Origin of the sequence: Anaeromyxobacter sp. SG17 (assembly GCF_022690695.1) — a bacterium.
Taxonomy (GTDB): Bacteria; Myxococcota; Myxococcia; order Myxococcales; family Anaeromyxobacteraceae; genus Anaeromyxobacter; species Anaeromyxobacter soli.
On record NZ_JALCYX010000064.1, the window covers coordinates 1 to 23,790 of the forward strand.

The following is a 23,790-nucleotide window of genomic DNA, read 5'->3' on the forward strand; positions in this document are numbered from 1 at the left end:
GCGCAAGAGCGCCGCCAGCCGCCGCCGCGCGGGCGGGCGCGGCACGCGCCGCGCCGGCCGCCGCTAGCGGATTCGACCGCGAGTCGCCGTCGCCGGACGGTCCGGGCGCCGTCGAGACGCGCGCGCCCGGCCGCCCCGGGGATCGCAGGAGGGGAGCGCTCCTCAGCGCTCGCGTCCGGCCGCCTCGCGCTCCCCGGGCAGCTCGAAGCTGAGGGTGGAGACCGCGATGAGGATCTCGCGCAGGAAGAGGACGAGCGCGGAGACGAACGCGCCCATGGCGGCGATGAACAGCACGGCGAGGAAGATCGAGAAGTCGACGCCGACGAGGTAGCCGACGAAGGCGCTCGCGATGAGCACGCACACGAGGAGCGCGGCGCTCGTGCCGGAGGTGATGGCGAGGTTCACGAGCTGGCGCCTGCGCAGGAGCGTCTCGATCTCCCGCTCGATCCAGCCGAGCTCCTCCCGCGGGAGCTTCGACGCGCGGTCGATGAGGATGCGGACGCGGTCCACGATGCGGGCGAGCCGCCCGGACAGGACCGAGAGGATCGTGCCGATCGCGGTGAGGAGGAACACGGGCGCGACCGCGAGCTGGATCACGCGGGCGATGTCGGTGATGTGGGCGGCGTCGCCTTGCACCCGCTCATGGTAGCCGAAGCTCGCCCGGCGCGCGGCTCCGTCGACCCTTCCCGCCACGGAATGGGAGGGAGAGGAGGAACAGGAGCACGGCCGCGACGGCGTCCGCGCCGAGGATGTAGACGGGCCACGGGCCGAGCAGGTCGAGGAGCGTCCCCGAGCGCGGCTTCTCGCACAGGTACATGTAGTTCGTGCCGAAGCGCGCGTTCACGACCCCCACGGCCAGCGCGTAGGCGTTCACGCCGAGGAGCGTGCGCCACCACGCCCCCGGCCGCGGGCGGAGGAGCCCCGCGAGGACCAGGAACAGCACCGAGGCGACGATCGCCCCGTGCGCGAGGAAGAACTGGATGGCGGCGTAGGACGGGAACGGCACGTCCGCCAGGTCCGGCGTGACGAGCGCCATGCCGCTCCCGGCGAGGCCGAGGAAGTAGACCGCCTCGAGCGCCCAGGGCCTGAGCGTCGCGAGCGCGTACACCGCGAGCCAGAGCACGACGTCGCACAGGTCGAGCGGCAGCCCGTGCGGAGGGTTCAGCCAGCCGAGCGACACGCCGTGCCGGTACCAGACGAGCTCGTTCACGGCGATCACCGCGGCGATGGTGCGGCAGAGGGGCCGCGCGATGCTGGGCCGGGCGCGGGCCGCCGCCGCGAGCGCCGCGGCCACGACGGGGACGGCGGCGAGGATCGCGAGGTGCGTCGCGCCGAAGAGGCGGAGCGTGCCCACGGAGGGTGCGATAGCGCGGCGGCGCGCCCGCCGCCCCACCCTCCCCCGCGCGGTCCCCCCCGGCTGCGCGCGACCGCGCGGGCATCGCCCCGTTCGGTCGCGCCGCGATGACGCCCCGGTGACGCGGTCACCGCAACTCTCGAGAGAGGACGGAGGAGCGGCGATGGCGGGGGAGCGGATGGCAGGGGTGACGGAGGTGGCGCGCGTGAAGCCGCGGCTCCGCGGCGTCTCACACGAGATCGCCGCGTACCTCGCGGCTCCGGCCTGGGCGCTGCTGTTCGTCCACGCGGAGACGGGCACCGCGCGCACCGGGGCGCTCACCTACGGAGCGAGCCTGTTCGCGCTCTTCCTCGCGAGCGCCGTGTACCACCGCCCCACCTGGTCTGCCCGGGCGCGGCGAATCCTCTGGCGCGTCGATCACTCCGCGATCTTCCTCCTCATCGCCGGGACCTACACGCCCCTGTGCCTCCTGCTCGGCGACCGCGGGCGACCGCTGCTCGCCGCGGTCTGGCTCGGCGCCGCCGCGGGGGTGGGGCTCTCGATCGCCTGGGTGACCGCCCCCAAGGCGCTCATGGCCGCGCTGTACGTGCTGCTCGGGTGGCTCGTCGTGCCGGTGGTGCCGGCGCTCCACGCCGCCATCGGCCCCGCGGCCCTCGCGCTCCTCCTCGGCGGCGGGCTCCTGTACACGGCGGGCGCGGTGATCTACGCGCTGCGACGGCCGGATCCGTTCCCCGCGGTGTTCGGGTTCCACGAGATCTTCCATTTGCTCGTGGTGGCCGCGGCGGCCTGCCACTTCGCCGTGGTCGCCGGCGCGATCCGCGCGCTGCGCTGACCGCCCCGAGCCCGCGCCTCGCCGTCAGGTGCGCGCGCGCAGGAGCGCCTCGCGGAGCGTGACGAGCCCGTCCGCGTCCACTCCCCTCCGCAGGCGCGCCGCGATCGCCGCGGCGATGGCGGGCCACGCCGGGTCGAACCACGCGCTCGACGTCCGCCCGCCCTCGTCGTGGACGCGATCGAGCGCGGCGCGGATCTCGACCACCGCCGCATCCTCGAGCCGGTCCGCCTGCGCGAGCTCGAGCGGCACCTCCCGCAGCACCCGGTCGCAGACGCGAGCCGCGAGGACGCGCGCCTCGACGTAGGACAGCCCGCGGATGTCCTCCGCCGTGAACCAGCGCTCGCCCCGGGCGCGGCTCTCGAGCTGCGCCTCGACGTCGGCGACCGGCCGCGCGCGATCGCCGAGGACGGCGCGCGCGGCGCGGAGGGCGCCGTCCGGATCGGCGCCGGGCGCGAGCTCGAGCAGGAACAGCCGGCCGGCGGCGTCCACCTGGGCGCGCGCGAGCTCGGGGAGCAGGGACAGGCGCGCCAGCACGGGCGCGAGCACGGTGCCTCAGCCGAGGCCCGCCACGGGGCCTCAGGAGAAGCCGCTCGCCCGCAGGAGGAGCCGTCGATCGGGGGTCTTCACGCGTGCGACTCTACACCGGCCCCCTCGGGATCCAGGGGCCCGGTGCAGGCGAGGCGAAGGGCGCCCGGAGGCACGGACGCCCGCGACCGCGTCCCGCGTCCGAGCGGCTCCGGGAGGCCACCTCGACGCGGGCCACCGATCGGCCGACGCTCGTTCGCGGAAGGAGGCTGTCGATGCGCTTCGTCACCCTGAACCTGATCTTTGCGACGTGGCTGCTCATCTCCGCCTTCGCGTTCCCGCAGACGCCGTTCTCCACCGCGTTCACGGCCATCTCGGCGCTCGTCGTCGCCGTCGCCGCGTTCGCCGCGCAGGGCAAGCCAGGCCTGCGCTACGTGATCTCGGTGGTCGCGGTGCTGCTCGCGATCGGGGCACTGTTCCTCACCAACGTCTCGGGCATCGCCCGCGTCAGCAACGCGCTCGTCGGCGCCGTGCTGTTCGCCATCTCGCTCGTCCGCCCGGGGCACGCGGCGACGCCGCAGACCCCCGCGGCCTCGTCGCCCTGAAGGCGCGGCCGTCCCGTCTCCGGACCCCCCGCGCCCGAGCGGCGGGGCCCGCGAACGCGTGCCCGCGGCGCTTCGACGCGAGCGCCCGCCGGCCGGCTCCCCGCCCGCGGGGACCGCCCACGCGAGCCGCCGCGAGGGAGGCGCGTCGGCCGCAGAATGCGCATGTACGGCAAGGAGGACGGGCCATGATCCCATCGCTGATCGAGACGCACCTGCGCGAGAGCCATCGCGGGTACGAGCACCACACCCACCGCACGGCGATGTCCGCGCAGGAGCTCGCCGCTGCCGAGCACGTGAGCGGCCACCGCGTCGCCAAGCCGGTCGTCGTCAGCCTCGACGGCCTCATCGCGTTCGCCGTCGTGGCGGCCACCGACCGCGTGAGCCTCGCGGCCCTCGAGGAGGCGACGGGGCGCCCGGCCGAGCTCGTCGCGGAGTCGGAGTTCACGCCGCGCTTCGAGCCGTGCGAGGCCGGGGCGGAGCCGCCGTTCGCGATGTTCGGCGTGCCGATCTTCGTTGACGAGGTGCTCCTGCAGGAGCGGAAGCTCGTGATGCCGGCGGGCACGCACGAGGACGCGGTCGTGCTCGACACCGGCGAGTGGATGCGCTGCGAGGGCGTCACCCCCATCGCCGGCCTCGGCATGGCGTCCGCCCGCTCCGAGTTCGGCGGATGAGCGCGGCGGCCTAGCGCCACCCGCGCCAACCTCAGGGCTTCAGGACGGCCCGGCCGAGGAGGGTCCCGTCCGCGAGCGCGTCCACGCCCTCCTGGAAGCGCTCGAGCGGGAGCACGCGGTCGACCATCGTCCTCACCCGCCCCTGGGCGACGAGCTCGACCGCCTCCCGCAGCTCGGCGAGCGTGTTCCCCACCGAGCCGAGGACGCTCTGCTCGCCGACCACGAGCTGGATCGGGTGGATCTCGAGCGCGTCCTCGGAGTAGCCGACGAAGACGAGCCGGCCGCGCTTCGCGAGGCAGCGCGCGCTCGCGGCCATCGTCTCTCGCGTCGCGACGAGCTCGAACACCACGTCGGCGCCCCGGCCAGAGGTGAGCTCGCGGACGCGCGCGGCGACGTCCTCCTCGCCGGCGCGCACCGTGGCGTCGGCGCCGAGCGCGCGGGCGGCCTCGAGCTTCCGCGGGGTCCGGCCGACGGCGATCACGCGCGCGCCGCGCAGCCGCGCCACCTGGACGAGCCCGAACCCCACCGCCCCCACGCCGTACACGACCACCCAGTCCCCGAGGCCCACGCGCGCGAGGCCGGCCGCGTGGACCGCGGTGGTGACGCCGCAGCCGATCGGCGCCGCGTCGGCGTCGGAGATCGCGTCCGGGAGCGGGACCGCGTTCCGCGCGGGGACCCGCACGTACTCGGCGAAGCCGCCGTCGGTGACGAAGCCGTGCTCCGCCCGGAGGGCGTCACACAGGTTCTCGTCGCCGCGCAGGCAGTGCAGGCAGCGGCCGCAGCCGGAGTAGTAGTAGACGATGACCCGCTCCCCCACGCGCGCCGGCTCGACCCCCTCCCCCACGCGCTCGATCCGTCCGACGATCTCGTGGCCGAGGGTGAGCGGCGCCACGCCGAGGTCGAGCAGGCCGGACAGGAAGTGGAGCTCGGTGTGGCACACGCCCGCCGCGGTCACCCGGACCCGCACCTCGCCGGGGCCGGGAGCGGGGGTGGCGATCTCCTCGAGCTGCAGCGGCTTCTTCGGACCGTGATAGCGGATGGCGCGCATGAGGGCCTCGGACGTTCGTTTCGGGATCCCCGCCGGCCTCCAACTAACCGTGCGGACGTGGCCCGGCCACTCTCATGGCCACGCCGGCCGCTCACTCTCCGCGCATCGGGCAGCCGTGCGCGACCACCTCCACGGTCGCCTCCGGGTGGCGCTCGCGCAGGAGCCGCGCGTAGTCCTCCGCGCGGTCGCGGTTGCGGGTGCCGCAGACGGGCGGCTCGAGCCGCTCGTCCGGACCGAGGAGGGAGGAGGTGCAGGCGGGGCTGCCGTCCACGGTGACGTGCCAGACCATGGCCCCGGAGAATACCTCGACCGGGCCGCGGCTCCGGCTGGCGCCCGGCGCCGGCTTCCGGTAGTCGTGTACCGGAATGCCCCCAGGGCAGCGCGCGAACGTGAAGAAGACGCTCGAGCGGCTCCGCGCCGAGCTCCTCCGGACCGGCCCGGCCCGGATCGAGCCCAACCGGACGGATCCCGCCACGACCGGCGTGGCGGACGAGGACGCGCAGGCGCTCTCCGAGATGCTCCAGGTGCTCGCCTCGCAGCGCAACAAGGGCCAGGCGGAGCTCGTCGCGCGGATCGATCGGGCCCTCGCGAAGCTCGCGAACGCCCCCGAGGACTTCGGGCTGTGCGAGGACTGCGACGAGGAGATCGCGCCCGGGCGGCTCGCGGTGATGCCCTACGCGACCCGTTGCCCGGCGTGCCAGGCGAAGACCGAGCCGCGGCTCGGCGGCACGCGCCGCAAGCTCACCGACTACCGCTGACCGCCGCGAGGGCTACCTTACCGTTCGATGGTCGAGCGGTTCGTCGAGCACTTCGGCTACGGGGCCATCCTGGCGCTCCTCGTGGGAGCGGGCGTCGGCGTGCCCCTGCCCGAGGAGCTCACCCAGCTCACCGCCGGCGTCCTCGCGCACCAGGGCTACCTCCGGTTCGTGCCGTCGGTCGTCGCCTGCTGGGTCGGGATCGTCGGCGGCGACTTCCTCTTCTACTCGCTCGCCCGGCGGCACGGCGACGCGGTCATGGAGAGCCGGCCGGTGCGGCGCGTGCTCACGCCGGGGCGGCGCGCGTGGCTCGAGCGGCACTTCGAGCGCCACGCGTTCTGGACCATCGTGGTCGCGCGCCACACCTCCGGGCTCCGCCTGCCGGCCTTCGCGCTCGCGGGGACCCACGGCGTCGGGCGTCTGACCTTCCTCCTCGCGGACGGGCTCTCCGCGCTCGTCTCCGTCCCCCTCGTCGTCACGGTCGGCTACCTCGCCTCGCACCACCTCGCGGAGGCCCACCGCGACCTGCGGCGCGTCGAGCTCGGGATCCTCGCGGCCGTGGCGCTCGCGGCCCTCGTCGCCTGGGCGGTGCGCGCGCGCCGTCGCCGGGCCGCGGCGGCGCGCGGTCCCGGCGAGGCCGTCACGGAGCGGTGAAGTCGATCCGCGCGAGATCCGCGCCGAGCGAGCGCGTGTCCTGGACACGCACCTCGCCGTCCGTGAACGACAGCACGAAGTCCTCGAGGAACAGGCTGCGCTTCACCGGCGTGCTCGCGTCGGTCCACCAGCCGGAGCACGCGTCGCGGTAGGTCTCGGGCGTCTCCGGCGTCGCGTGCGCCACGCCCCCGAGGTAGGTGAAGCCCGCGTCGGCGCGGACGCGGTAGACGCGCAGCCCGCTGAAGGTCATGAGGTCGCCGTAGCCGCCGGCCGGGTCGCCGCCCTCGCAGATGACGATGGGCAGCGCGAGGAGCGCCTTCTCCGCGAAGTAGTTGAAGGCGAGGTGGTCGGTCACCGCCTGCGAGGTGGACCCGCGCGTACCGATGAGCTCCCGGTACGCGAGCGCCGGCGCGGCGGGATCGGCGACGTCGAAGAGCTGGAGCTGGATCCCGGTGAACCAGGCGAACCCGCCCTGGTCCGACGCGTCGTAGCCGAGGGTGAGGAGGTGGTCCGGATCCATGAGGTGCAGGTAGGTCGAGAAGCCCGGGACCTTCAGCTCCCCGGCGATGGCGGGCGCCGCCTGATCCGCGAGGTCGAGCACGAACAGCGGATCGGTCTTCTTGAAGGTCACGACGAACCCGCGCGCGCCGTCGAAGCGGACGGAGCGGATGTCCTCCGAGGGAGCGATGCCGTCCACCCGCCCGACCTCCTCGAGGATCCCGCCCGCGTCCCGCAGCACCGCCACCGCGCTGTGCGCGGCGGGATCCGGCGAGTGGCCGGTCGTGGTGGCGATCCGGAGCACCCCCGCGTGCTCGTCCAGCGAGAACGAGCTCAGCACCCGCCCCTCGACGACGCCGCTCGCGCGGTACTCGGCGCGCGGCCCGGGAGCGTCCGCGAGCTGGAACGCGTGCACGGTCGTGGCCTCGGGGGAGGCCTCTGGCTCCGCCCAGAACCAGCTCCCGCCGCCGCGCCAGGCGTGCGGCGACGCGACGTACAGCGCCGCCGGCGCGGCGTAGACGAAGCCCGGCCGGCCGAGCACGGTCGTCACCGAGAGCGGGCCCTCGCCGTCCGTCGAGAGCGAGGCGACCGAGACGAACCCGACCCCCAGCCCCTCCGCCGAGGCGTGGAAGCCGGGGCAGGCCCCGAGCACGTCCGCGTCCACGGCGTCGCCGCCGGCGTCGTGGCGGACGTCGCGAACCGCGGGCACGAACGCGCCGAGCTCCGCGCCCTCGATGAGGGCGCGGTTCGCGCGGCGGAGCTCCTCGAAGGCCTCGCGGATCGCCCGGGGCGACGTGCCGTCACCGCATACGAACGTGCTCGGCCAGTACGCGAGGCCCGGCACCGTCCGCTCGGGCAGCGCGAGGACGGCGTGGACGGACGCGCCGATCCTCCGGGCCGCGAGGTACGAGCCGTTGAAGGTCACCTCGCGGAGCACGCGCGGCCGGGCCGGGTCCGAGACGTCGAGCACGGTGATCTTCGAGGGGTTCCCGTCGCCCGTGGGCACGCAGTCGTAGCCGTAGGTGCAGTCGCCGGCCGGCACGGCGACCGGGCTCGCGGTCGTACCCCCCGGCACGGGCACCCCGCCGCCGCCCGAGGGCGGGACCGGGGTCGGGCCGGGCTCCGGGGTGGGCGCCGAGAGCGACGAGAACACGACGACGCGGCCCTCGTTGAGGAGGAGCCGCCGCGGCGTCCCCTCGACCTCGACCGCCGCGATCCGGTGCGCCTCCGCGGCGGGCCAGGCGTCCACGATCTGGAGGCGCCCGTCGCCGATCGCGTAGACGAGGTTCCCGTCGGTCTTCACGAGGTCCGGCTCGTCCACGCCCGCGACCTGGACGTTCGTGTCGGAAAAGGCCTTCGCGCCGCCCCCGTCGCCCGCGTCGCCCGCGGGCGCGAGGGGCGGGACCGCGCCGCCGTAGGCCCAGCAGCGCCCCTCGAGCGCGGTCGCCAGGTTCGCGTCCAGGGCGCGGTCCATGTCTGCGACGAGGCGATCCCGGAGGGCGCGGGCGAGGTCCTCGCACCCGGCGATGGGGTCGAGGCCGACGCGGGCGATCGCGACCTCCGGCCCGCCCGCGCCGGAGTGACAGCCGGCCAGGGCGAGGCCGGCGAGGACGAGAGCGGCGGTGGCACGCACGGGAGATCCTCCTCGACGAGGCGGGAGCACACGCCGCGTGCGTCGAGGATACGCTCACCCTCCTCGCCGGCCGTCCGCCGTACGGGGGCGGCTCGTCCGGGTCGGCGGCGACGGAGTCGCGGCCGTGTTACCCCGCGCGGCGGGACGCGCCCGGGTCGCTCCCCGCCAGGACCGGCAGCGCGGACGCGGCGCGCACCGGGAGCTGGATCACGAAGCGGGCTCCGTTCGTGTAGCCGCCGTCGAGGAACATGGCCCCGCCGTGGCGCTCGACGATCTGGTAGCTCATCGCGAGCCCCAGCCCGGTGCCCTTCCCGACGCCCTTCGTCGTGAAGAAAGGCTCGAAGAGGCGCGCCTGGTGCTCCCGCGCGACACCCGGCCCGCTGTCCGCGACGGTGACCTCGATCCGGTCGCCGACCGCGCGCGCCCGGACCGTGACGGTGCCCGCGTCCCCGACGGCGTCGAGCGCGTTCTGGACGAGGTTGTGCCAGACCTGGTTGAGCTGTCCGGGCTGGAAGGCAGTCCGCGGGAGCGGGCCCACGTCCACCTCCACGCGGACCGCCTCCGGCAACCTGCGCGAGAGGAGCGTCGCGGTCGCGCGGAGCCCCTCCCCGGGATCGCCCAGCACCATGCCGGGCGCGTCCCCGCGGATGAAGGCCCGCAGATCGGCGTGAACCTGCCGCACCCGCTCCATCGCCGCGCGCATCATCTCGGTCGCGTCCCGGACGTCCTTCGAGGTGGTGTCCACGTCGAGCTCGGCGCATCGCCGGCGCAGCGCGGGCAGGTCCGCGGCCGTCGCGGCCTCGGCGGCGCGCGCGACCTCGAGCAAGCCTCCGAGCGAGGCGCCGAGCGGGTCGAGGTTGTTGTGGAGCACGTTCAGCGGGTTGTTGATCTCGTGGGAGAGGCCGGCGAGGAGCCGCCCGAGCGCGGTGAGCTTCTCCGAGGCGACGAGGCGCGCCTGCGCGTCGCGGAGCTGCTCGAGCGTGCGCTCGACGTCGGCGTTGCGCATCGCGAGCTCGTGCGACACGACGAAGCCGTCGCGCACGAGCTGGCTGCGCACGAGCGTCATGATCGTCGCGATGACCCCCGCGCTGCCGATGTAGAAGCCGGCCGCCACGAAGTCCGCGAGCTCGCGGGCGTCCGGCCACACGGCGAACCCCGCGGACATCACGGCGAGCAGGAACCCGAACAGCGCGAGGGACCACCGGGCCGGCCAGGAGAACATCGCCCCCGCCCCCCAGAAGAAGAGCGAGAAGCCGAAGACGTAGGCCGGGAAGTGCCGGACGTGCGGCAGCATCAGGGCGATCGACGCGCCGCCCACCGCCAGCGCCAGCACGACCCACGCGCGCAGCCCGCGGGTCGTCCGCGCCCGGCGGATGGCGACCACGCAGATCGAGGCCACCGCGGTCGCCGCGAGGCGCATGGCGGTGAAGGGCTGCACCCACTCCGGCTCGAGCAGCGCGTCGAAGACGATCCAGAGCGGGATGAGCACCGCGGAGAGGACGACCGCGGTCGTGCCCTCCCAGCGCTCCCGCGCGAGGCACGAGGCCTCGAAGCCGGCCTCGAGGTCCGGGCTCGCGGCTCCGGCGCTCACGGCGCGTCGCCGCCGGAGGCCCCCGCGCGCCGCGCCCGCGCGATCCGGACCTGCTCGTCGAGCGTGCGCTGGAGGTCGTCGCGATCCCACGGCTTCATGACGACCGCCGCGGCGATCCCGGTGCGCGCGGCCTCGGCGAGCTCCGGGTGATCGGGGTAGCCGGTCACCATGACGCGGCCGACCTCCGGGTGCGCCCGCTGCATCCGGACGAGCAGCTCGAGCCCGTTCATGCCCGGCATCGCGTAGTCCACGAGCGCGACGTCGAAGCTCCCCGCGGCCAGCTCGGAGAGGGCCTCGTCTCCGGACAGGGCGAGCGTCGCGTCGTATTCCGCCCGGAACACGATGCGAAACGTGCGCAGGTTGGCGTGATCGTCGTCGACCACCAGGACCCTCGGCTTCGGCACCTCCGCAGGCATACCGGCGCAGGATAGCGGAACCGGGGCGGCGGCCGAAGGGGGCCCGGGCGCCCTTCGCCCGCCGCGGGCCGGGAGGTCCGGGGCGCCGGCGGACGCGACGGGTGCTGCCCGCCCGCCCGCCTTGGTCCGGCAGGGCGCCGGAGGGCCGGGGCGTCAGGCGCCCGGCTCGCGGCGGAAGAACAGCGCCCCGAGGGGCGGGAGCGTGAGGGTGAGCGAGTGTAGCCGTCCGTGCGCGCCCACCGGCGCCGCCTCCTGCCCGCCCAGGTTGCCGAAGCCGGCGCCGCCGTAGCGGGACGCGTCGCTGTTCAGGACCTCGCGCCAGAACCCGCCGCGCGGCACGCCCACCCGGTAGTTCTGGCGCGGCACCGGCGTGAAGTTGAGGACGACGAGAAGCTCGGGATCGGCCTCCCCTCCCCGGCGCAGGAACGACAGCACGCTCGCCTCGGCGTCGTTCGCGTCGACCCACTCGAAGCCGCCCGGGTCGAAGTCGCGGACGTGCAGGGCGGGGCTCTCGCGCATGAGCCGGTTCAGGTCCTCGACCCAGGCCCTCACGCCCTCGTGCTGCTCCCGCTCGAGCAGGTGCCAGTCGAGGCTCCGCTCGTGGCTCCACTCCTGGCCCTGCGCGAGCTCACCGCCCATGAAGAGGAGCTTCTTGCCCGACTGCGCCCACTGGTACGCGAAGAGGAGGCGCAGGTTCGCGAACTTCTGCCGGCCCTCGCCCGGCATCCGGTCGAGCAGGGATCGCTTCCCGTGGACCACCTCGTCGTGCGACAGCGCGAGGACGAAGTTCTCGGAGAACGCGTACATCATCCGGAACGTCACCTCGTTGTGGTGGAAGCGCCGGAACACGGGATCGTGGCCCATGTACGCGAGGGTGTCGTGCATCCACCCCATGTCCCACTTCATCCCGAACCCGAGGCCGCCGACGTAGAGGGGGCGCGAGACCATCGGCCACGAGGTGGACTCCTCGGCGATGGTCTGGACGTCGGGGTGCTCCGCGTACACGACCTCGTTGAAGCGGCGGAGGAACGCGATCGCCTCGAGGTTCTCGCGGCCGCCGTAACGGTTCGGGATCCACTCGCCCGCCTTGCGCGAGTAGTCGAGGTAGAGCATCGAGGCGACCGCGTCCACGCGCAGGCCGTCCACGTGGTACGCGTCGAGCCAGAACATCGCCGAGGAGAGCAGGAAGCTCCGCACCTCGTTGCGCCCGTAGTTGAAGATGAAGCTGTCCCAGTCCGGGTGGTGGCCCTGGCGTCGGTCCGCGTGCTCGAACAGGTGCGTGCCGTCGAAGTACGCGAGCCCGTGCGCGTCGGTCGGGAAGTGCGACGGGACCCAGTCCAGGATCACCCCGAGGCCCCGCTGGTGGAGCGTGTCCACGAGGAACATGAAGTCCTGCGGCGTGCCGTAGCGGCTCGTCGGCGCGAAGTAGCCCGTCGTCTGGTAGCCCCACGATCCGTAGAACGGGTGCTCGGTGATCGGGAGCAGCTCGACGTGGGTGAAGCCCATCCTCGCGGCGTGATCGGCGAGGAGTGGCGCGAGCTCGCGGTAAGTGAGCGACCGGTTCCCCTCCTCCGGGACGCGCCGCCACGAGCCGAGGTGCACCTCGTAGATGCTCATCGGGCTCGCGAGCCCGTTCCGCTCGCGCCGCGAGCGCATCCAGGCGTCGTCGCCCCAGTCGTACGCGAGGTTCCACACGACGGACTGCGTCCCCGGCGCGGCCTCGTGCATGAGGCCGAACGGATCCGCCTTGTCCACCTCGTAGCCGCGCTCGCGCGATCGCAGGTGGTACTTGTAGACCGCGCCCTTCTTCACGCCGGGCAAGAAGCCCTGCCACAGCCCGGAGTCGTCGAGGCGGCGGAGCGGGTGGCGCGCCTTGTCCCAGCCGTTGAAGTCTCCGATCACGGAGACGCGCTCGGCGTTCGGCGCCCAGACCGTGAAGGACGCGCCCTCGACGCCGTCGAACGCGCCGAGGTGCGCGCCGAGCGTCCGGTAGGCGCGGTGGTTCGTCCCCTCGTTCCACAGGTGCCGGTCGAGCTCTCCGGGACCACCGCGCGCGAGCACCTCGCCCGGCGCGTCTTCCTGCGCCCGCCCTGCGGCGCGCGCGGCGGCGCGCTGCGCGTCCCTCGTTCCCTTCCTCGGCAAGCTCTCCTCCCCTTCCCGGTCTCGATCCGGCTCGGTGGCGAGGAGCCCGGCGATCCCGAGCAGCGGCAGCCCCACCCACTCCGGCCGGTTGTTGAGCTCGTACGCGAGCTCGTACAGCGCCTTCTCAGTGAGGTGCAGCTCGAGCAGCGCGCGCACCTCCGCGCCGGCCCGGGGGAGGAAGCGCCCGCCCTCGGCGACGTCGAGGTACGCGCGGAGGAACGCCGCCGCGACCCAGGGATACCACACCCGCGCCCACGCCTCGGCCCGGCCCCCGTCCTCGGGGCGACCCCCCGCGCTCGCCGGGCGCCGAGCAGCCCCCTGGCACGACGCGTAGTGGAAAGAGCGGATCATCCCTGCCACGTCCCGCAGCGGCGACCCCTTCGCGCGCCGGGCCGCGAGCGGCGCCGCGGGCTCGCCCTCGAAGTCGATGACGACGAAGTCACGCCCCGTCCAGAGCACCTGGCCGAGGTGGTAGTCGCCGTGCGTCCGCGTGCGCAGCGCGGTGAGCGGTCGCTCGAGGACGAAGCGCAGGCGCCGCTCGAGGTCGCCCTCGCGCGCGAGGATCGCCTCGGCGCGCGCGCGCACGTCCGGCGCGAGCGTCCCGAGCCGCGCGCGGAGGAGCGCGAGCGCGCCGCGGACCTGACGGATCGCCCCGTCGTGGAGCGCGCGCCGGTCCTCGGGCGAGTACGGCTCCGGCCGGAACGCCTCGTGGTCCGATCCGCGCGCGAGGGCGAGGTGCAGCTCCGCGGTCCGGCGGCCGAGCAACCCGGCCGAGTCGAGCGACGGCGCCGCGAGCGTGCGGAGCTCCGGCGGCGGCGCCCGGCCGGCGAGCTCGACGAGGGGACCGGGGGGAGGCGCGGGCGGCGCGGTGCCGGCGGCGCGCTCGAGGAACGCGGCGAGCTCGCCGAGCGTGAAGGTCCAGGCGTCGCCCTGGTTCGGGACGAACGCGTGCAGGAGCGCCAGCGCGCGGGGCTCGCCGCTCGACGGCCGGTACTCCACCGCGCCGAGCACCGGCGGGACGTTCGGGAACGCGGCCCGCTCGGTGAGGTACTCGCCGACCTCGAGCTCCGGGTTCGCGCCCGCCTCCGTGCGACGGAAGAGCTTCAGGACGAGCCGCTCGCCGAAGCGGATGGAGGTGTTGCTCTGCTCTGCGCCGAGCGGCGCCGGGGCGAGCGCCTCGACCCCGGGCGCCTCGCGCGCGAACGCCTGCGTCGGCCAGGCGACGAGCGTGCCGGCGCGCGCCCGGAACGTGCGGCCGTGCGCGATGGCGTCGAGGAGCGCGCGCGAGAAGGCCGGGTCGCGATCCGTCGCGTAGAGGAGGCCCGGCTGACCGCCGGCGCGGAGCGCCGCGACCCCCGCTCCGGGGAAGTCCGCGCGGACGCGGTCCGCCGCTGCGCCGGAGGCGAAGGCGAGCGGGAGCGAGTAGACCTCCGGCGCGCCCTCGGCGTACGAGACGGCGAGGAGCACGAGGCTCGGCGCTCCCGGCCCCGAGCCGATCCGCGCGGCGTCCAGGACCGCCACCCGCAGGATGTGGCGGGCCTTCCCGCCGAACCACCGCCGGCCCAGGAGGTAGCGCGGCAGCACCTCCTCGAGGCTCTCCCGCGCCGGGCCGGGCTCCAGGATCCCGTCCCACGGCCCACCCGTCGTGATCGTCGCGAGCGACTCCTCCATCTGCCCCCTCGGCCCGTTCACATGAAGTAGTCGAAGTCGCGCTCGGTCCGGACCCGGCGGCGGATGCGGAAGATCTGGGCCGGCGCGCTCGCCGGATCGAGCTCCACGTAGTTCCGCTCGCCGTGCCAGAGGTACCGGCCGCCGCCGAGCAGGTCGTGGACCTGGTACGGCTCGTCGCCGCGCAGCCCGAGCAGCTCGAGCGGGAGCTCCAGCCAGCCGGCGTGGACGTGGTGCGGGTCGAGGTTCACCACCACGAGCACGAGATCGGAGAGGTCCTCGCTCGCCTTGGAGTAGGCGATGAGCTGCTCGTTGTCGATCGGGTGGAACGCGAGGCGCTCGTTCGACTGGAGGGCCGGGTGCTCCCGGCGGATGCGGTTCACGCGCGCGATGAAGTCGCGCAGGCTGTCCTCGCGGTCGAGCTGCCAGCTGCGCAGCTGGTACTTCTCCGAGTCGAGGTACTCCTCGCTCCCGGACCGCACGGCGCGCCCCTCCATGTGCTCGAACGCGGCGCCGTAGATCCCGTAGCTCGCCGCGAGCGTCGCGGCGAGCACGAGCCGCGCCTGGAACATCGGCCGGCCGCCGTACTGGAGGGGCTCGGGGAGGATGTCCGGCGTGTTGGGCCAGAAGCTCGGACGGAAGAAGTCCTTCACCGGGCTGCGCGTGAGCTCGGTGAGGTACTGGGTGAGCTCCCCCTTCGTGTTGCGCCAGCTGAAGTAGGTGTAGGACTGCGTGAAGCCGAGCTTCGCGAGGTGGTACATCACCTTCGGCCGCGTGAACGCCTCGGCGAGGAACACGAGGTCGGGCCGCGTCCGCCGCGCCTCGGCGATGAGCCACTCCCAGAAGCGGAACGGCTTCGTGTGGGGGTTGTCGACGCGGAAGATCCGCACCCCCTCGTCCGCCCAGTGCAGGACGACGTCGAGGAGCGCCGACCAGAGCGCGCGCCAGTCCGGGTTGTCGAACTCGAGCGGGTAGACGTCCTGGTACTTCTTGGGAGGGTTCTCCGCGTACTGGACGCTCCCGTCCGGGCGGCGCCGGAACCACTGCGGATGCTCCTTCACCCACGGGTGATCCGGCGAGCACTGGAACGCGACGTCGAGGGCGAGCTCCAGGCCGAGCTCGCGCGCCCGCGAGACCAGCCGCCGGAAGTCCTCCGCCGTGCCGAGCTCCGGGTGGATCGCGGTGTGCCCGCCTTCGGGCCCGCCGATCGCCCACGGGCTGCCGACGTCCACCGGCGTCGCCTCCGTGCTGTTGTTCCGGCCCTTGCGGAAGGCGCGCCCGATCGGGTGAATGGGCGGGAGGTAGAGGACGTCGAAGCCCATCGAGGCGACGTACGGCAGCCGATCGACCACGTCCCTCAGGGTCCCGTGGCGGCCGGGCTCGGGGGACGCCGAGCGCGGGAACAGCTCGTACCAGGCGCTGAAGCGACCGCGCTCGCGATCCACCGAGACGACGAGCTCCCGCGCATGGCGCGCCGCGCCGCTGCGATCCGGGTGACGGGCGACGGCGAGCCGGAGCTCCGGATCGAGCGCCTGCCGCGCCCGCTCCTCGAGCGGCGCATCCCCCCGGAGCGCCGCCGCAGAGCCCCGCAGCCGCGCGCCCTCGTCGCCCTCCGCCCGCGCTGCCGCCTGCTCGACGAGCTCGGCCCCGACGAGCAGGTCCACGGGCTCGACCGCGCCGGCCGCCAGCTTCCTCTCGAAGCCGTGCGCCCAGCTCCCGAACGCGTCCACCCAGGCCTCGATCGTGTAGCGGTGCGGCTCGAGCGCCCGGACGGCGAAGGACGCGCGCCAGCGGTCGTTCCCCACCGGCGCCATCGCGACCTCCGTCCAGGAGGGCTCGCCCTCGCGCCGGTGGCGTAGGACGGCCACGAGCGCGTCGTGCCCCTCCGTGAACACGTCCGCCTCGACGACGACCTGCTCCCCCACCGTCCGCTTCACCGGGAAGCGGCCGGCGTCGATCTCCGGAGCGACGTTCTCGATGACGACGCGTGGCGGGCGCTCGGCCGGCGGCTGGGCCGCCTCCGGGCGTGCGCGCTTGGCCATGTCCACCTCTCGGGCGCGGGGCTCGAGTGCAATCTGTGGGTGGCCCACCGCGCCGCGCATGGCGCGCTGCCGTCCGGCGCGGGAGCGGCCGGGCGGACATCTACCGTTCGCGGGCGGCAAGGGGTCGGGGTCGAGTCGAGGCGCCCGCCCCCTCGCCCATTTCCCCCCCGTCCGCCCTCCCGCTCCCCCGCCGTGCAAGGTCTCCGCTCGTGGTCCGTGCTAGCCTCTCGCCGCCTTGTCCCCCCCCGCCCGGCGGCTCGTCCGTGAGGCGCTCGAAGCGCTCGGCATCCGCCGCCTCCTCCTCGGCGTCCACGACGCCGCCTTCCCCACTCTCCCCGGCGAGGACGTGGGCCGCGGCTCGCCCTCGGCCGACGGCGCTGTCGAGCTGCTCGAGCTCGCCTCCGCGCTCGGCTTCGACGGCCTCCAGCTCGGCCCCTCGGGCGCCACCTCCGCGTCGAATCCGTCGCCCTACGACGGCACCCTCTTCTCTCGCAATCCGCTCTCGATCGCGCTCGCGCCGCTCACGCGCCCGGAGTGGGCGTGCCTGCTCCGGGAGGAGACGCTCGCCGAGCTCGTCGCCGCGCGGCCGGGCGGCGACCGGGTGGCGTACGGTTACGCGTTCGCCGCGATGCGGCGCGCCCTCGCCGAGGTCGCCGCGCGGTTCCGCGCCGCGCGCGCGGCGGGCGCGGGGGGCCCTGTTGCGGAGCTCGCGGCGCGGCTCACGGCATTCCGCGCGGAGCACGCCGGCTGGCTCGTCCCGGACGCGCTGTACGAGGTGCTCGAGCGGGAGCACGGTGGCGCGAGCTGGCGCGCGTGGCCGAGCCGCGAGGACCGCGAGCTCTTCGCCCCGGGGCCCGGCGCCGGGGCGGCCGGCGCGAGCCGCCGGGAGGCCCTGCTCGCGCGCCACCGCGGCGAGGTCGAGGACCACTCCCTCGTGCAGCTCCTCGCGCACGAGCAGCACGCCGCGTTCCGCGCTCGCGCCCGCGCCCTCGGGCTCGCGCTCCACGCCGACCTCCAGGCGGGGATGTCCGAGCGCGACGTCTGGGCGGCGCAGGGGCTCGTCCTCGACGGATGGCGCATGGGCGCGCCGCCGAGCAGGACCGACCCGGAGGGCCAGCCGTGGGGGTTCGCGGTGCTCGATCCGCGCGGCTACTTCGAGACGGACGCGTCGGGCGGGCGCGCGGACGGGCCGGTCATCCGGTTCCTGCGCGCGCGAGTCCGCAAGGTGCTCGCGGAGCACGACGGGCTCCGCGTCGATCACCCGCACGGCCTCGTCGCGCCGTGGGTCTACCGCGCCGGCGGCGAGCCCGGCGCGGCGGTCCGGGCGGGGGCGCGGCTCTTCTGCTCTCCCGAGCTGCCGGAGCTGGCCGCCCTCGCGATCGCGCGCGCCGACCAGGTGAACCCCGGCGTGCCACGGCACGCGGACGACCGGGTGGTCTCGCTCGACGATGACCAGGTCGCGCGCTACGGGGCGCTCTTCGACGTGATCATGGAGGCGGTGCCCGAGCCGCGCGACGTCGCCTGCGAGATCCTGAGCACGCAGCCGTACCCGCTCGCGCGCGTCATCGCGCGGCACGGCCTCGGCCGGTTCCGCGTGACCCAGAAGGCGAACCTCGACGATCCTCGCGACGTCTATCGCGGGGAGAACGCCAAACCCGAGGACTGGATCATGCTCGGGAACCACGACACGCCCACCGTGTGGACGAAGGCGGAGCGCTGGGTCGAGACGGGAGCGTCCGGGCGGCACGCCGAGCACCTCGCGTCGCGTCTCCTCGCGGAGAACGAGGATCGCGCGGCCTGGGCGCGCGCCGTCGCGGCGGATCCTGCCGCGCTCGCGCAGGCGCGCTTCGCGGAGCTGTTCGTCGGGCCGGCGCGGCACGTGATGGTCCACTTCACGGACCTCCTCGGCTCGCGAGCGCCGTACAACGTGCCGGGGACGGTGTCCGGCGCGAACTGGTCGCTCCGCATCCCGCACGACGTCCGGACCGAGCACGCCGCGCGCGTCCGGGCGAACCGCGCGCTCGATCTCCCGGGCGCGCTCGCCCGGGCGCTCCGCGCGCGGGGCGCCGGGTTCGTCGCCCTTCACCGCGAGCTCCTCGCCGGGCTCGACGCCGCGGCGCGCCCGGCGCGCTGAGCGGACGCTCGGCAGGCGAACGTCCCGCCGCGGGCGGCCGACGGCGCCGGCAGGCCAGCCGCACCTCGCCGCGCTCGCGAGCGGGGCGCTCGACCGCGACCTCGACCTCGCCCACCCGCCCGTCACCCCGGCCGCGGCGCCGGCTTCCCCGCACCCTCCCCGCTCACCGGGATCCCGCTCATCACGTGCTCGGCCAGCGCCGTGATGGTGAGCGACGGGTTCACGCCCAGGTTCGCCGGCACGAGGCTCCCGTCCGCCACGTAGAGGTCCTCGTACCCGAAGATCCTCCCCGCCCGATCGCACACCCCGTCCTCCGGCGTGGCACCCATCGTCGCGCCGCCGAGGATGTGCGCCGTGCTGGAGGCGCCGAGGAACACCTCGTGGAGGCCGCTCTGCGGGACGCCGCCCATCTTCCGCGCCATCCGCGCGGCGAGGGCGTTCGCGAGGGGCATGTACGTCGGGGGCCGCGCCTGGCCCCGGGCGAGCTCGCTCGAGAGCGCCCTGCCCCAGGGCCGCCGCGCGAGCCGCAGCCGCATGTGGCTCGAGAGCGGCTGCATCACGAGGAGGATCGCCGTGCGTCGCGCCCAGCCGAAAGGCCAGTGGGCGCGGACGAAGTCCAGGGGATGGCGGACCGCGTTGCCGAGCCAGCGGAGCCAGCGCGGCCAGGGCGGGCCGGCGCCGGTGAGGTGCGTCGACAGGAGCGCCATCGCGTCGTGGCCCTTGCCGTAGCGGACGATCTCCACGTGGGTGTCCGCGTCGGCGTCGATCCCGGAGGTGATGGCGATCCCGCGGCTGTAGTCGACGGCGTCCCCCCGCGCGGTGACCGCGAGGAGCGCCTCGCTGTTCGTCCGCACGTAGTCGCCGAGCGGCGCGGCGAGGCGCGGGAGGCTGCCGCGCTCCCGGCAGCGCAGGAGCAGGTTCACCGTCCCGAGCGCGCCGGCGGCGAAGACCACGCCCCGCGCGCGGAGCACCCGCGTCCGCCGCGAGAGCGGGCGCGTGGAGCGGACGGTGCGGACCTCGTAGCCGCCGCCCGGCGCCGGCCGCACGTCGAGGACCTTCGTCTCCGGGTGGATGACGCAGCCGCGCCGCTCGGCGAGGAAGAGGTAGTTCCGGTCGAGGGTGTTCTTCGCGCCGTGCTTGCACCCCGTCATGCAGCCGCCGCACAGCGTGCAGCCGGTGCGCGGAGGCCCCTCCCCGCCGAAGAACGGATCCGGATCCGTCCGGCCCGCCTCGCCGAAGTACACGCCCACCGTGTGGCGCGCGAACGTGCTCCCGCGCCCCGTCTCCTCCTCCACCACCTGCCGCAAGAGCTCGTCGGCCGGGAACGTCTCCGGCGCCGGGGTCGCCCCCAGCATGAAGCGCGCGGTCCTGTAGTGGGGCGCGAGCGACGCCGCCCAGTCCACGCCCGCCGGCCAGCGCGGGTCCTCGAACGCGCGCGCCGGCGGCTCGAGCAGCGTGTTCGCGTAGACGAGGCTGCCACCGCCCACGCCCGCGCCGTGCAGCACGAGCACGTGCTTCAGGACCGAGATCTGCTGGATGCCGTAGCAGAGCAGCCGCGGCATCCAGAGGGACTTGCGGACGTTCCAGTTCGTGGCCGCGAAGTCATCCGGACCCCAGCGCTTTCCCATCTCGAGCACCGCGACGCGGTAGCCCTTCTCGCTGAGCCGGAGGGCGGAGACGGCGCCGCCGAAGCCGGAGCCGATGACGATGAAGTCGTAGTCGAGCGCGTCGCGCACGCCCGCAGTCTGCCAGAGCGGGCGGGCCGCGCGCGAGCGGAGCCTCGCCCGCCAGGGCAGCCGCCCCGGGTCCCGGTTGCGCCGCCCGCGAGGGCCCCCGCCCGTCCGCTGGAAGGGCGGCGCCGCGCGCGCTCCCGTGGCCAGGAAGTGAACGTCGCTCAGCCGCTCCCGCCCGCGCCCGCGCCGATCACCTCGTGCGCGACCGCGAGGAAGCGCTGCACCACCGGGCGCGGGTCCTCGGGCCGGTGGATGGCGACGAGGCGCGTGCGCGGGGCGGGGCTCCGCAGCGGCCGGTAGACCACGCCGGGGAGCCGGACCGTCTGCGCCGACTCGGGGACGAGCGTGATGCCGATCCCGGCCGCGACGAGGGCGACGGTGGTCGACAGCTCGAGCGTCTCCTGCGCGACCTCGGGGCGGAAGCCCGCCGCGCGGCAGGCGTTCACGACCTCGTCCGCCCAGCCCGGCCGTGGCTGGCGCGGGAAGAGCACGAACGGCTCCTCGGCGAGCGCGCGCAGGGAGAGCGCGCGGCGCGCGGCGAGGGGGTGGCGTGCCGCGAGCGCCACGACGAGCGGCTCCTCCGCGAGCGGGTCCTCCCGGAGCGTCTCGTCGCCGACGGGCGGCCGGGCGAGGCCGAGCTGGATCGAGCCCGCCCGGATCGCCGCCACCTGCTCGGCGGTGGAGAGCTCGGTGAGCGTGAGCGCGATCTCGGGGTGGCGCTGCCGGAACGTCCGGACGAGGCGCGGGAGCAGCGCGTAGGTGGCGGACGCGACGAACCCCACCGCGAGCGACCCCACCTCGCCGCGCGCCACCCGGCGCGCCGACTCGGCCGCCCGGGAGACGCGCTCGAGGATGCCCCGCGCGTCCAGCAGGAAGGTCCCGCCCGCCTCGGTGAGCCGGACCCGCCGGTTCGTCCGGAGGAACAGCTCGAAGCCGAGCTCGCGCTCGAGCTGCCGGATCTGCTGGCTGAGCGGCGGCTGCGCGATGTGGAGCCGCGCCGCGGCGCGGCCGAAGTGCAGCTCCTCGGCGACGGCCACGAAGTAGCGGAGGTGTCGGAGCTCCATGGTGAGACCTCCAGAGTATCATTCGCGACGAAAGATATATTGGACGTCTTGCTGACCGCCGCGGCAAGTTCACGCGTCCCGGGCCGCGCCCGGTCAGCGATGCCCTCCCGCCCTCTCCCGCCCCAGGCTCCCCGGCCACCCGGCCCGGTCGCCGCGCTCCTCTCGCTCGCGCTCGCCGGGATCTGCGCGTTCCTGAACGTCTACGCGACGCAGCCGCTCCTGCCGCTCCTCGGCGTGGCCTTCGGCGTCTCCAAGGCCGCTGCGGCCCTCACGGTGAGCGCCCCGCCCATCGCCATCGCGCTCGCCTCGCCGTTCGTGGGCGCGCTGGCGGAGCGCGTGGGGCGGCGCCGGCTCATCGTGGGGTCGCTGTTCGCGCTGTCCGTCCCCACCCTGCTCGCCGCGACGGCCCCCGGCATGCGGTCGCTCCTCGCGTGGCGGTTCGCGCAGGGCCTCGCCGTCCCGGGCGTGTACGCCGTCTCGATCTCGTACGTCGCGGCGGAGTGGGCGGAGGGCGGCCTGGCGCGCGGGATGGCGATCGTCGTGAGCGGCAACGTCGTGGGCGGGTTCCTCGGCCGCGTGGTCGCGGCGCTCGTGGCCGAGCGCGCTGGCTGGCGCGCCGCCTTCGTCGCCCTCGGCGCGATCACGCTCGCGGGCGCGCTCGCCGTCGCCCGCGGCCTCCCGCCGGAGCGCCGCCCGGCTCCGCGGCGCGGCCCGCCGCTCGCGGCGCTGCGCGCCCTCGCCGGCCACCTCGACGATCCGCGCCTGCTCGCGACGTTCGCGGTGGGCTTCAACGTCCTCTTCACGCTCGTCGCCACCTTCACGTACGTGACCCTCTACCTCTCCGAGCCGCCGTTCCGGCTCGGGGCCGGCGCGCTCAGCTGGATGTTCTCCGTCTACCTCGTCGGCGCGCTCGTGGTCCCGTTCGCGGGCCGCTGGATCGACCGCGTCGGCCCGCGCGCCGGCCTCGCCGCGGCGCTCGCCGGAGCGCTGGCGGGCGGGGGCCTCACGCTCGTACATTCTCTGTGGGTGATCGGGATCGGCCTCGCGCTCTCGTGCTCCGCCGCGTTCGTGAGCCAGTCCGCCTCCACGAGCCACCTCCAGGCCGCCGCGCCCGCCGAGATGCGCTCCGCCGCCTCCGGTGTGTACGTCTCCTGCTACTACCTCGGCGGCAGCGCGGGCGGCGCGCTCCCCGCGCTCGCGTGGCACGCGGGCGGGTGGCCCGCCTGCGTGGCGCTCGTCGCCGTCGTGCAGCTCGCGACGCTCGCGCTCGCGCTGCGCTTCTGGCGGCGCCCCGCCACGGCAGTCGCCCCCTCGGCCGCGGCGGCCTGACGCTCTCCTCCGTCACGCGCGAACGGAGCCCCTCGGGCGGGCGTGGCGCAGGCCGCCGCCCGCTCACCGGGCGCCGCTCCGGCCGCGCCCGGTCCGCGCGGGCGAATGCGCGAGGGGCTTTGCGGCGCCGGTCGCGGATCACCACCGTCGAGCCGACCCATCCACGCGGGCGTGCGCGACACGCCGCGGAACCATGCCCGGACGCGAGTCCGGAAGGAGCGGTCATGGCGAACGAGAACCCGGCGGGAGCGGAGCAGAAGAAGGCGCAGGGGCAGGCGGGGGGCGAGCAGCGGGCGGCGAAGGCGGGCGAGACGCCGAAGCAGCAGGGGATGGAGCGCGCCGGGGAGCAGCGGACGGGCGGAGGCCTCTCCCGCAGGGAGGCGCGAGCGCCGATGCTCCGGGGGTCCGATCTCTTCACGATGAGCCCCTTCTCGCTGATGCGCCGGATGATGGACGACTTCGATCGCATGTTCGAGAACGCGGGGTTCGGGATGGGCGGGCTCATGCCGCGAGGTGAGCGGGGGGGCGAGGCGCTCTCCCGCGGCGGGCTCTGGACTCCCGAGATCGACGTCCTCGAGCGCGAGGGCCACCTCGTGGTCCGGGCCGACCTGCCGGGGCTCTCCAAGGACGATCTCCACGTCGAGGTGAAGGACGATGCGCTCGTCATCGAGGGCGAGCGCCGGCGCGAGCAGAAGGAGGAGGGGGCGGGGTTCTACCGCTCCGAGCGGAGCTACGGATCCTTCCGGCGCGCCATCCCGCTCCCCGAGGGCGTGGATCCCGAGCAGGCCGACGCGCGGTTCGAGAACGGAGTGCTCGAGATCTCCCTGCCCCTTCCGAAGGGACGCGCGCAGAGCAAGCGCATCGAGATCCGGGGAGGCGGCGAGGGGAAGAGCGTTCACTGACCGCGGCGCCTTGCCGCGCGCGCAGCTCGGCGCACCGGCGCCCGCCGGGGGGCCGCAGAGCCCCGTCTTTGCAGCGGCGCCAGGCGCTCCGGAGCGGCCGCGACGCGCTACCCTCGCGCGCCGATGGAACCCTCGCCGTCCACGGCGCCGGATTCCGCGCGCGCGACCGCCCCGCCGCACGCCGCGCGCGCGGG

20 protein-coding genes are annotated in these 23,790 nt (G+C 75.1%); 8 read left to right on the forward strand and 12 right to left on the reverse strand.

Features of this window, described 5'->3' with window-relative positions; translation table 11 throughout:
• Window positions 1–162 precede the first annotated feature (162 nt).
• Both MNY60_RS18445 and MNY60_RS18450 read right to left on the reverse strand, forming a co-directional pair.
• Complete coding sequence (locus MNY60_RS18445; protein ID WP_242361377.1) at window positions 163–636, reverse strand: DUF2721 domain-containing protein; 474 nt, start codon at window positions 634–636, stop codon at window positions 163–165.
• Between the two features lie 4 nt (window positions 637–640).
• Complete coding sequence (locus MNY60_RS18450) at window positions 641–1,354, reverse strand: TIGR02206 family membrane protein (RefSeq protein ID WP_242361379.1); 714 nt, start codon at window positions 1,352–1,354, stop codon at window positions 641–643.
• 163 nt (window positions 1,355–1,517) lie between these two features.
• On the opposite strand from MNY60_RS18450, the gene MNY60_RS18455 reads away from it, so the two are divergent.
• On the forward strand, window positions 1,518–2,186 hold the full coding sequence (locus tag MNY60_RS18455) for a hemolysin III family protein (protein WP_242361381.1): 669 nt from the start codon (window positions 1,518–1,520) through the stop codon (window positions 2,184–2,186).
• A gap of 24 nt (window positions 2,187–2,210) precedes the next feature.
• On the opposite strand, the gene MNY60_RS18460 is transcribed toward MNY60_RS18455, so the two are convergent.
• Window positions 2,211–2,732: a hypothetical protein gene (locus tag MNY60_RS18460; protein WP_242361383.1), complete on the reverse strand. Its 522-nt coding sequence runs from the start codon at window positions 2,730–2,732 to the stop codon at window positions 2,211–2,213.
• Window positions 2,733–2,986: 254 nt separating this feature from the next.
• Between MNY60_RS18460 and MNY60_RS18465 the strand changes: the two genes are divergently transcribed.
• A complete protein-coding gene (locus tag MNY60_RS18465; protein WP_242340307.1) occupies window positions 2,987–3,316 on the forward strand; it encodes a hypothetical protein in 330 nt (109 codons plus the stop codon).
• Between the two features lie 185 nt (window positions 3,317–3,501).
• Window positions 3,502–3,987: an aminoacyl-tRNA deacylase gene (locus MNY60_RS18470; protein WP_242361385.1), complete on the forward strand. Its 486-nt coding sequence runs from the start codon at window positions 3,502–3,504 to the stop codon at window positions 3,985–3,987.
• A 31-nt stretch (window positions 3,988–4,018) separates the two neighbouring features.
• On the opposite strand, the gene MNY60_RS18475 is transcribed toward MNY60_RS18470, so the two are convergent.
• On the reverse strand, window positions 4,019–5,035 hold the full coding sequence (locus MNY60_RS18475) for a zinc-binding dehydrogenase (protein ID WP_242361386.1): 1,017 nt from the start codon (window positions 5,033–5,035) through the stop codon (window positions 4,019–4,021).
• A gap of 91 nt (window positions 5,036–5,126) precedes the next feature.
• Complete coding sequence (locus tag MNY60_RS18480) at window positions 5,127–5,324, reverse strand: hypothetical protein (RefSeq protein WP_242361388.1); 198 nt, start codon at window positions 5,322–5,324, stop codon at window positions 5,127–5,129.
• A gap of 76 nt (window positions 5,325–5,400) precedes the next feature.
• Here MNY60_RS18480 and MNY60_RS18485 point away from each other — a divergent pair, with 76 nt between their 5' ends.
• Window positions 5,401–5,793, forward strand: a complete 393-nt coding sequence (locus tag MNY60_RS18485; RefSeq protein WP_242361390.1) for a TraR/DksA family transcriptional regulator — start codon at window positions 5,401–5,403, stop codon at window positions 5,791–5,793.
• A 27-nt stretch (window positions 5,794–5,820) separates the two neighbouring features.
• Window positions 5,821–6,444, forward strand: coding sequence for a DedA family protein (locus MNY60_RS18490; RefSeq protein ID WP_242361393.1), 624 nt, complete (start codon window positions 5,821–5,823; stop codon window positions 6,442–6,444).
• On the opposite strand, the gene MNY60_RS18495 is transcribed toward MNY60_RS18490, so the two are convergent.
• The 5 genes from MNY60_RS18495 to MNY60_RS18515 form a co-directional block, all read right to left on the reverse strand.
• Entirely contained in the window at window positions 6,431–8,575 is a 2,145-nt protein-coding gene (locus MNY60_RS18495; protein ID WP_242361395.1) for a beta-propeller domain-containing protein, read from the reverse strand. The genes MNY60_RS18490 and MNY60_RS18495 overlap by 14 nt on opposite strands.
• A gap of 127 nt (window positions 8,576–8,702) precedes the next feature.
• Window positions 8,703–10,166 carry a sensor histidine kinase gene (locus tag MNY60_RS24385; protein WP_242361398.1) on the reverse strand — a complete coding sequence of 488 codons (1,464 nt, stop codon included), beginning with the start codon at window positions 10,164–10,166 and terminating at the stop codon, window positions 8,703–8,705.
• The gene (locus MNY60_RS18505) at window positions 10,163–10,570 is read right to left on the reverse strand and encodes a response regulator (RefSeq protein ID WP_242361401.1); all 408 of its coding nucleotides are present in this window, start codon (window positions 10,568–10,570) and stop codon (window positions 10,163–10,165) included. Before MNY60_RS18505 ends, MNY60_RS24385 begins: the two co-directional genes overlap by 4 nt.
• Window positions 10,571–10,735: 165 nt before the next feature.
• On the reverse strand, window positions 10,736–14,395 hold the full coding sequence (gene glgB / locus MNY60_RS18510) for a 1,4-alpha-glucan branching protein GlgB (protein ID WP_242361404.1): 3,660 nt from the start codon (window positions 14,393–14,395) through the stop codon (window positions 10,736–10,738).
• 17 nt (window positions 14,396–14,412) lie between these two features.
• Complete coding sequence (locus MNY60_RS18515) at window positions 14,413–16,434, reverse strand: alpha-1,4-glucan--maltose-1-phosphate maltosyltransferase (RefSeq protein WP_242361406.1); 2,022 nt, start codon at window positions 16,432–16,434, stop codon at window positions 14,413–14,415.
• 235 nt (window positions 16,435–16,669) lie between these two features.
• On the opposite strand from MNY60_RS18515, the gene MNY60_RS18520 reads away from it, so the two are divergent.
• Window positions 16,670–18,568: a 4-alpha-glucanotransferase gene (locus MNY60_RS18520; RefSeq protein ID WP_242361409.1), complete on the forward strand. Its 1,899-nt coding sequence runs from the start codon at window positions 16,670–16,672 to the stop codon at window positions 18,566–18,568.
• A gap of 122 nt (window positions 18,569–18,690) precedes the next feature.
• Here MNY60_RS18520 and MNY60_RS18525 read toward each other — a convergent pair whose 3' ends face one another.
• Window positions 18,691–20,304, reverse strand: coding sequence for a GMC oxidoreductase (locus MNY60_RS18525; RefSeq protein ID WP_242361411.1), 1,614 nt, complete (start codon window positions 20,302–20,304; stop codon window positions 18,691–18,693).
• 158 nt (window positions 20,305–20,462) lie between these two features.
• A complete protein-coding gene (locus tag MNY60_RS18530; protein ID WP_242361415.1) occupies window positions 20,463–21,365 on the reverse strand; it encodes a LysR family transcriptional regulator in 903 nt (300 codons plus the stop codon).
• A gap of 99 nt (window positions 21,366–21,464) precedes the next feature.
• Here MNY60_RS18530 and MNY60_RS18535 point away from each other — a divergent pair, with 99 nt between their 5' ends.
• Together MNY60_RS18535 and MNY60_RS18540 are read left to right on the forward strand one after the other, a co-directional pair.
• The gene (locus MNY60_RS18535) at window positions 21,465–22,694 is read left to right on the forward strand and encodes an MFS transporter (RefSeq protein WP_242361418.1); all 1,230 of its coding nucleotides are present in this window, start codon (window positions 21,465–21,467) and stop codon (window positions 22,692–22,694) included.
• Between the two features lie 224 nt (window positions 22,695–22,918).
• Window positions 22,919–23,596, forward strand: coding sequence for an Hsp20/alpha crystallin family protein (locus MNY60_RS18540; RefSeq protein ID WP_242361421.1), 678 nt, complete (start codon window positions 22,919–22,921; stop codon window positions 23,594–23,596).
• The last annotated feature ends 194 nt before the right edge of the window (window positions 23,597–23,790 follow it).

What these genes read in the sequence shown, in the direction of transcription:
- MNY60_RS18455 (WP_242361381.1), top strand. Translation starts at nt 1,518, where the DNA reads ATGGCGGGGGAGCGGATGGCAGGGGTGACGGAGGTGGCGCGCGTGAAG.
- MNY60_RS18465 (WP_242340307.1), top strand. Translation starts at nt 2,987, where the DNA reads ATGCGCTTCGTCACCCTGAACCTGATCTTTGCGACGTGGCTGCTCATC.
- MNY60_RS18470 (WP_242361385.1), top strand. Translation starts at nt 3,502, where the DNA reads ATGATCCCATCGCTGATCGAGACGCACCTGCGCGAGAGCCATCGCGGG.
- MNY60_RS18475 (WP_242361386.1), bottom strand. Translation starts at nt 5,035, where the DNA reads ATGCGCGCCATCCGCTATCACGGTCCGAAGAAGCCGCTGCAGCTCGAG.
- MNY60_RS18480 (WP_242361388.1), bottom strand. Translation starts at nt 5,324, where the DNA reads ATGGTCTGGCACGTCACCGTGGACGGCAGCCCCGCCTGCACCTCCTCC.
- MNY60_RS18485 (WP_242361390.1), top strand. Translation starts at nt 5,401, where the DNA reads ATGCCCCCAGGGCAGCGCGCGAACGTGAAGAAGACGCTCGAGCGGCTC.
- MNY60_RS18490 (WP_242361393.1), top strand. Translation starts at nt 5,821, where the DNA reads ATGGTCGAGCGGTTCGTCGAGCACTTCGGCTACGGGGCCATCCTGGCG.
- glgB (WP_242361404.1), bottom strand. Translation starts at nt 14,395, where the DNA reads ATGGAGGAGTCGCTCGCGACGATCACGACGGGTGGGCCGTGGGACGGG.
- MNY60_RS18515 (WP_242361406.1), bottom strand. Translation starts at nt 16,434, where the DNA reads ATGGCCAAGCGCGCACGCCCGGAGGCGGCCCAGCCGCCGGCCGAGCGC.
- MNY60_RS18530 (WP_242361415.1), bottom strand. Translation starts at nt 21,365, where the DNA reads ATGGAGCTCCGACACCTCCGCTACTTCGTGGCCGTCGCCGAGGAGCTG.
- MNY60_RS18535 (WP_242361418.1), top strand. Translation starts at nt 21,465, where the DNA reads ATGCCCTCCCGCCCTCTCCCGCCCCAGGCTCCCCGGCCACCCGGCCCG.
- MNY60_RS18540 (WP_242361421.1), top strand. Translation starts at nt 22,919, where the DNA reads ATGGCGAACGAGAACCCGGCGGGAGCGGAGCAGAAGAAGGCGCAGGGG.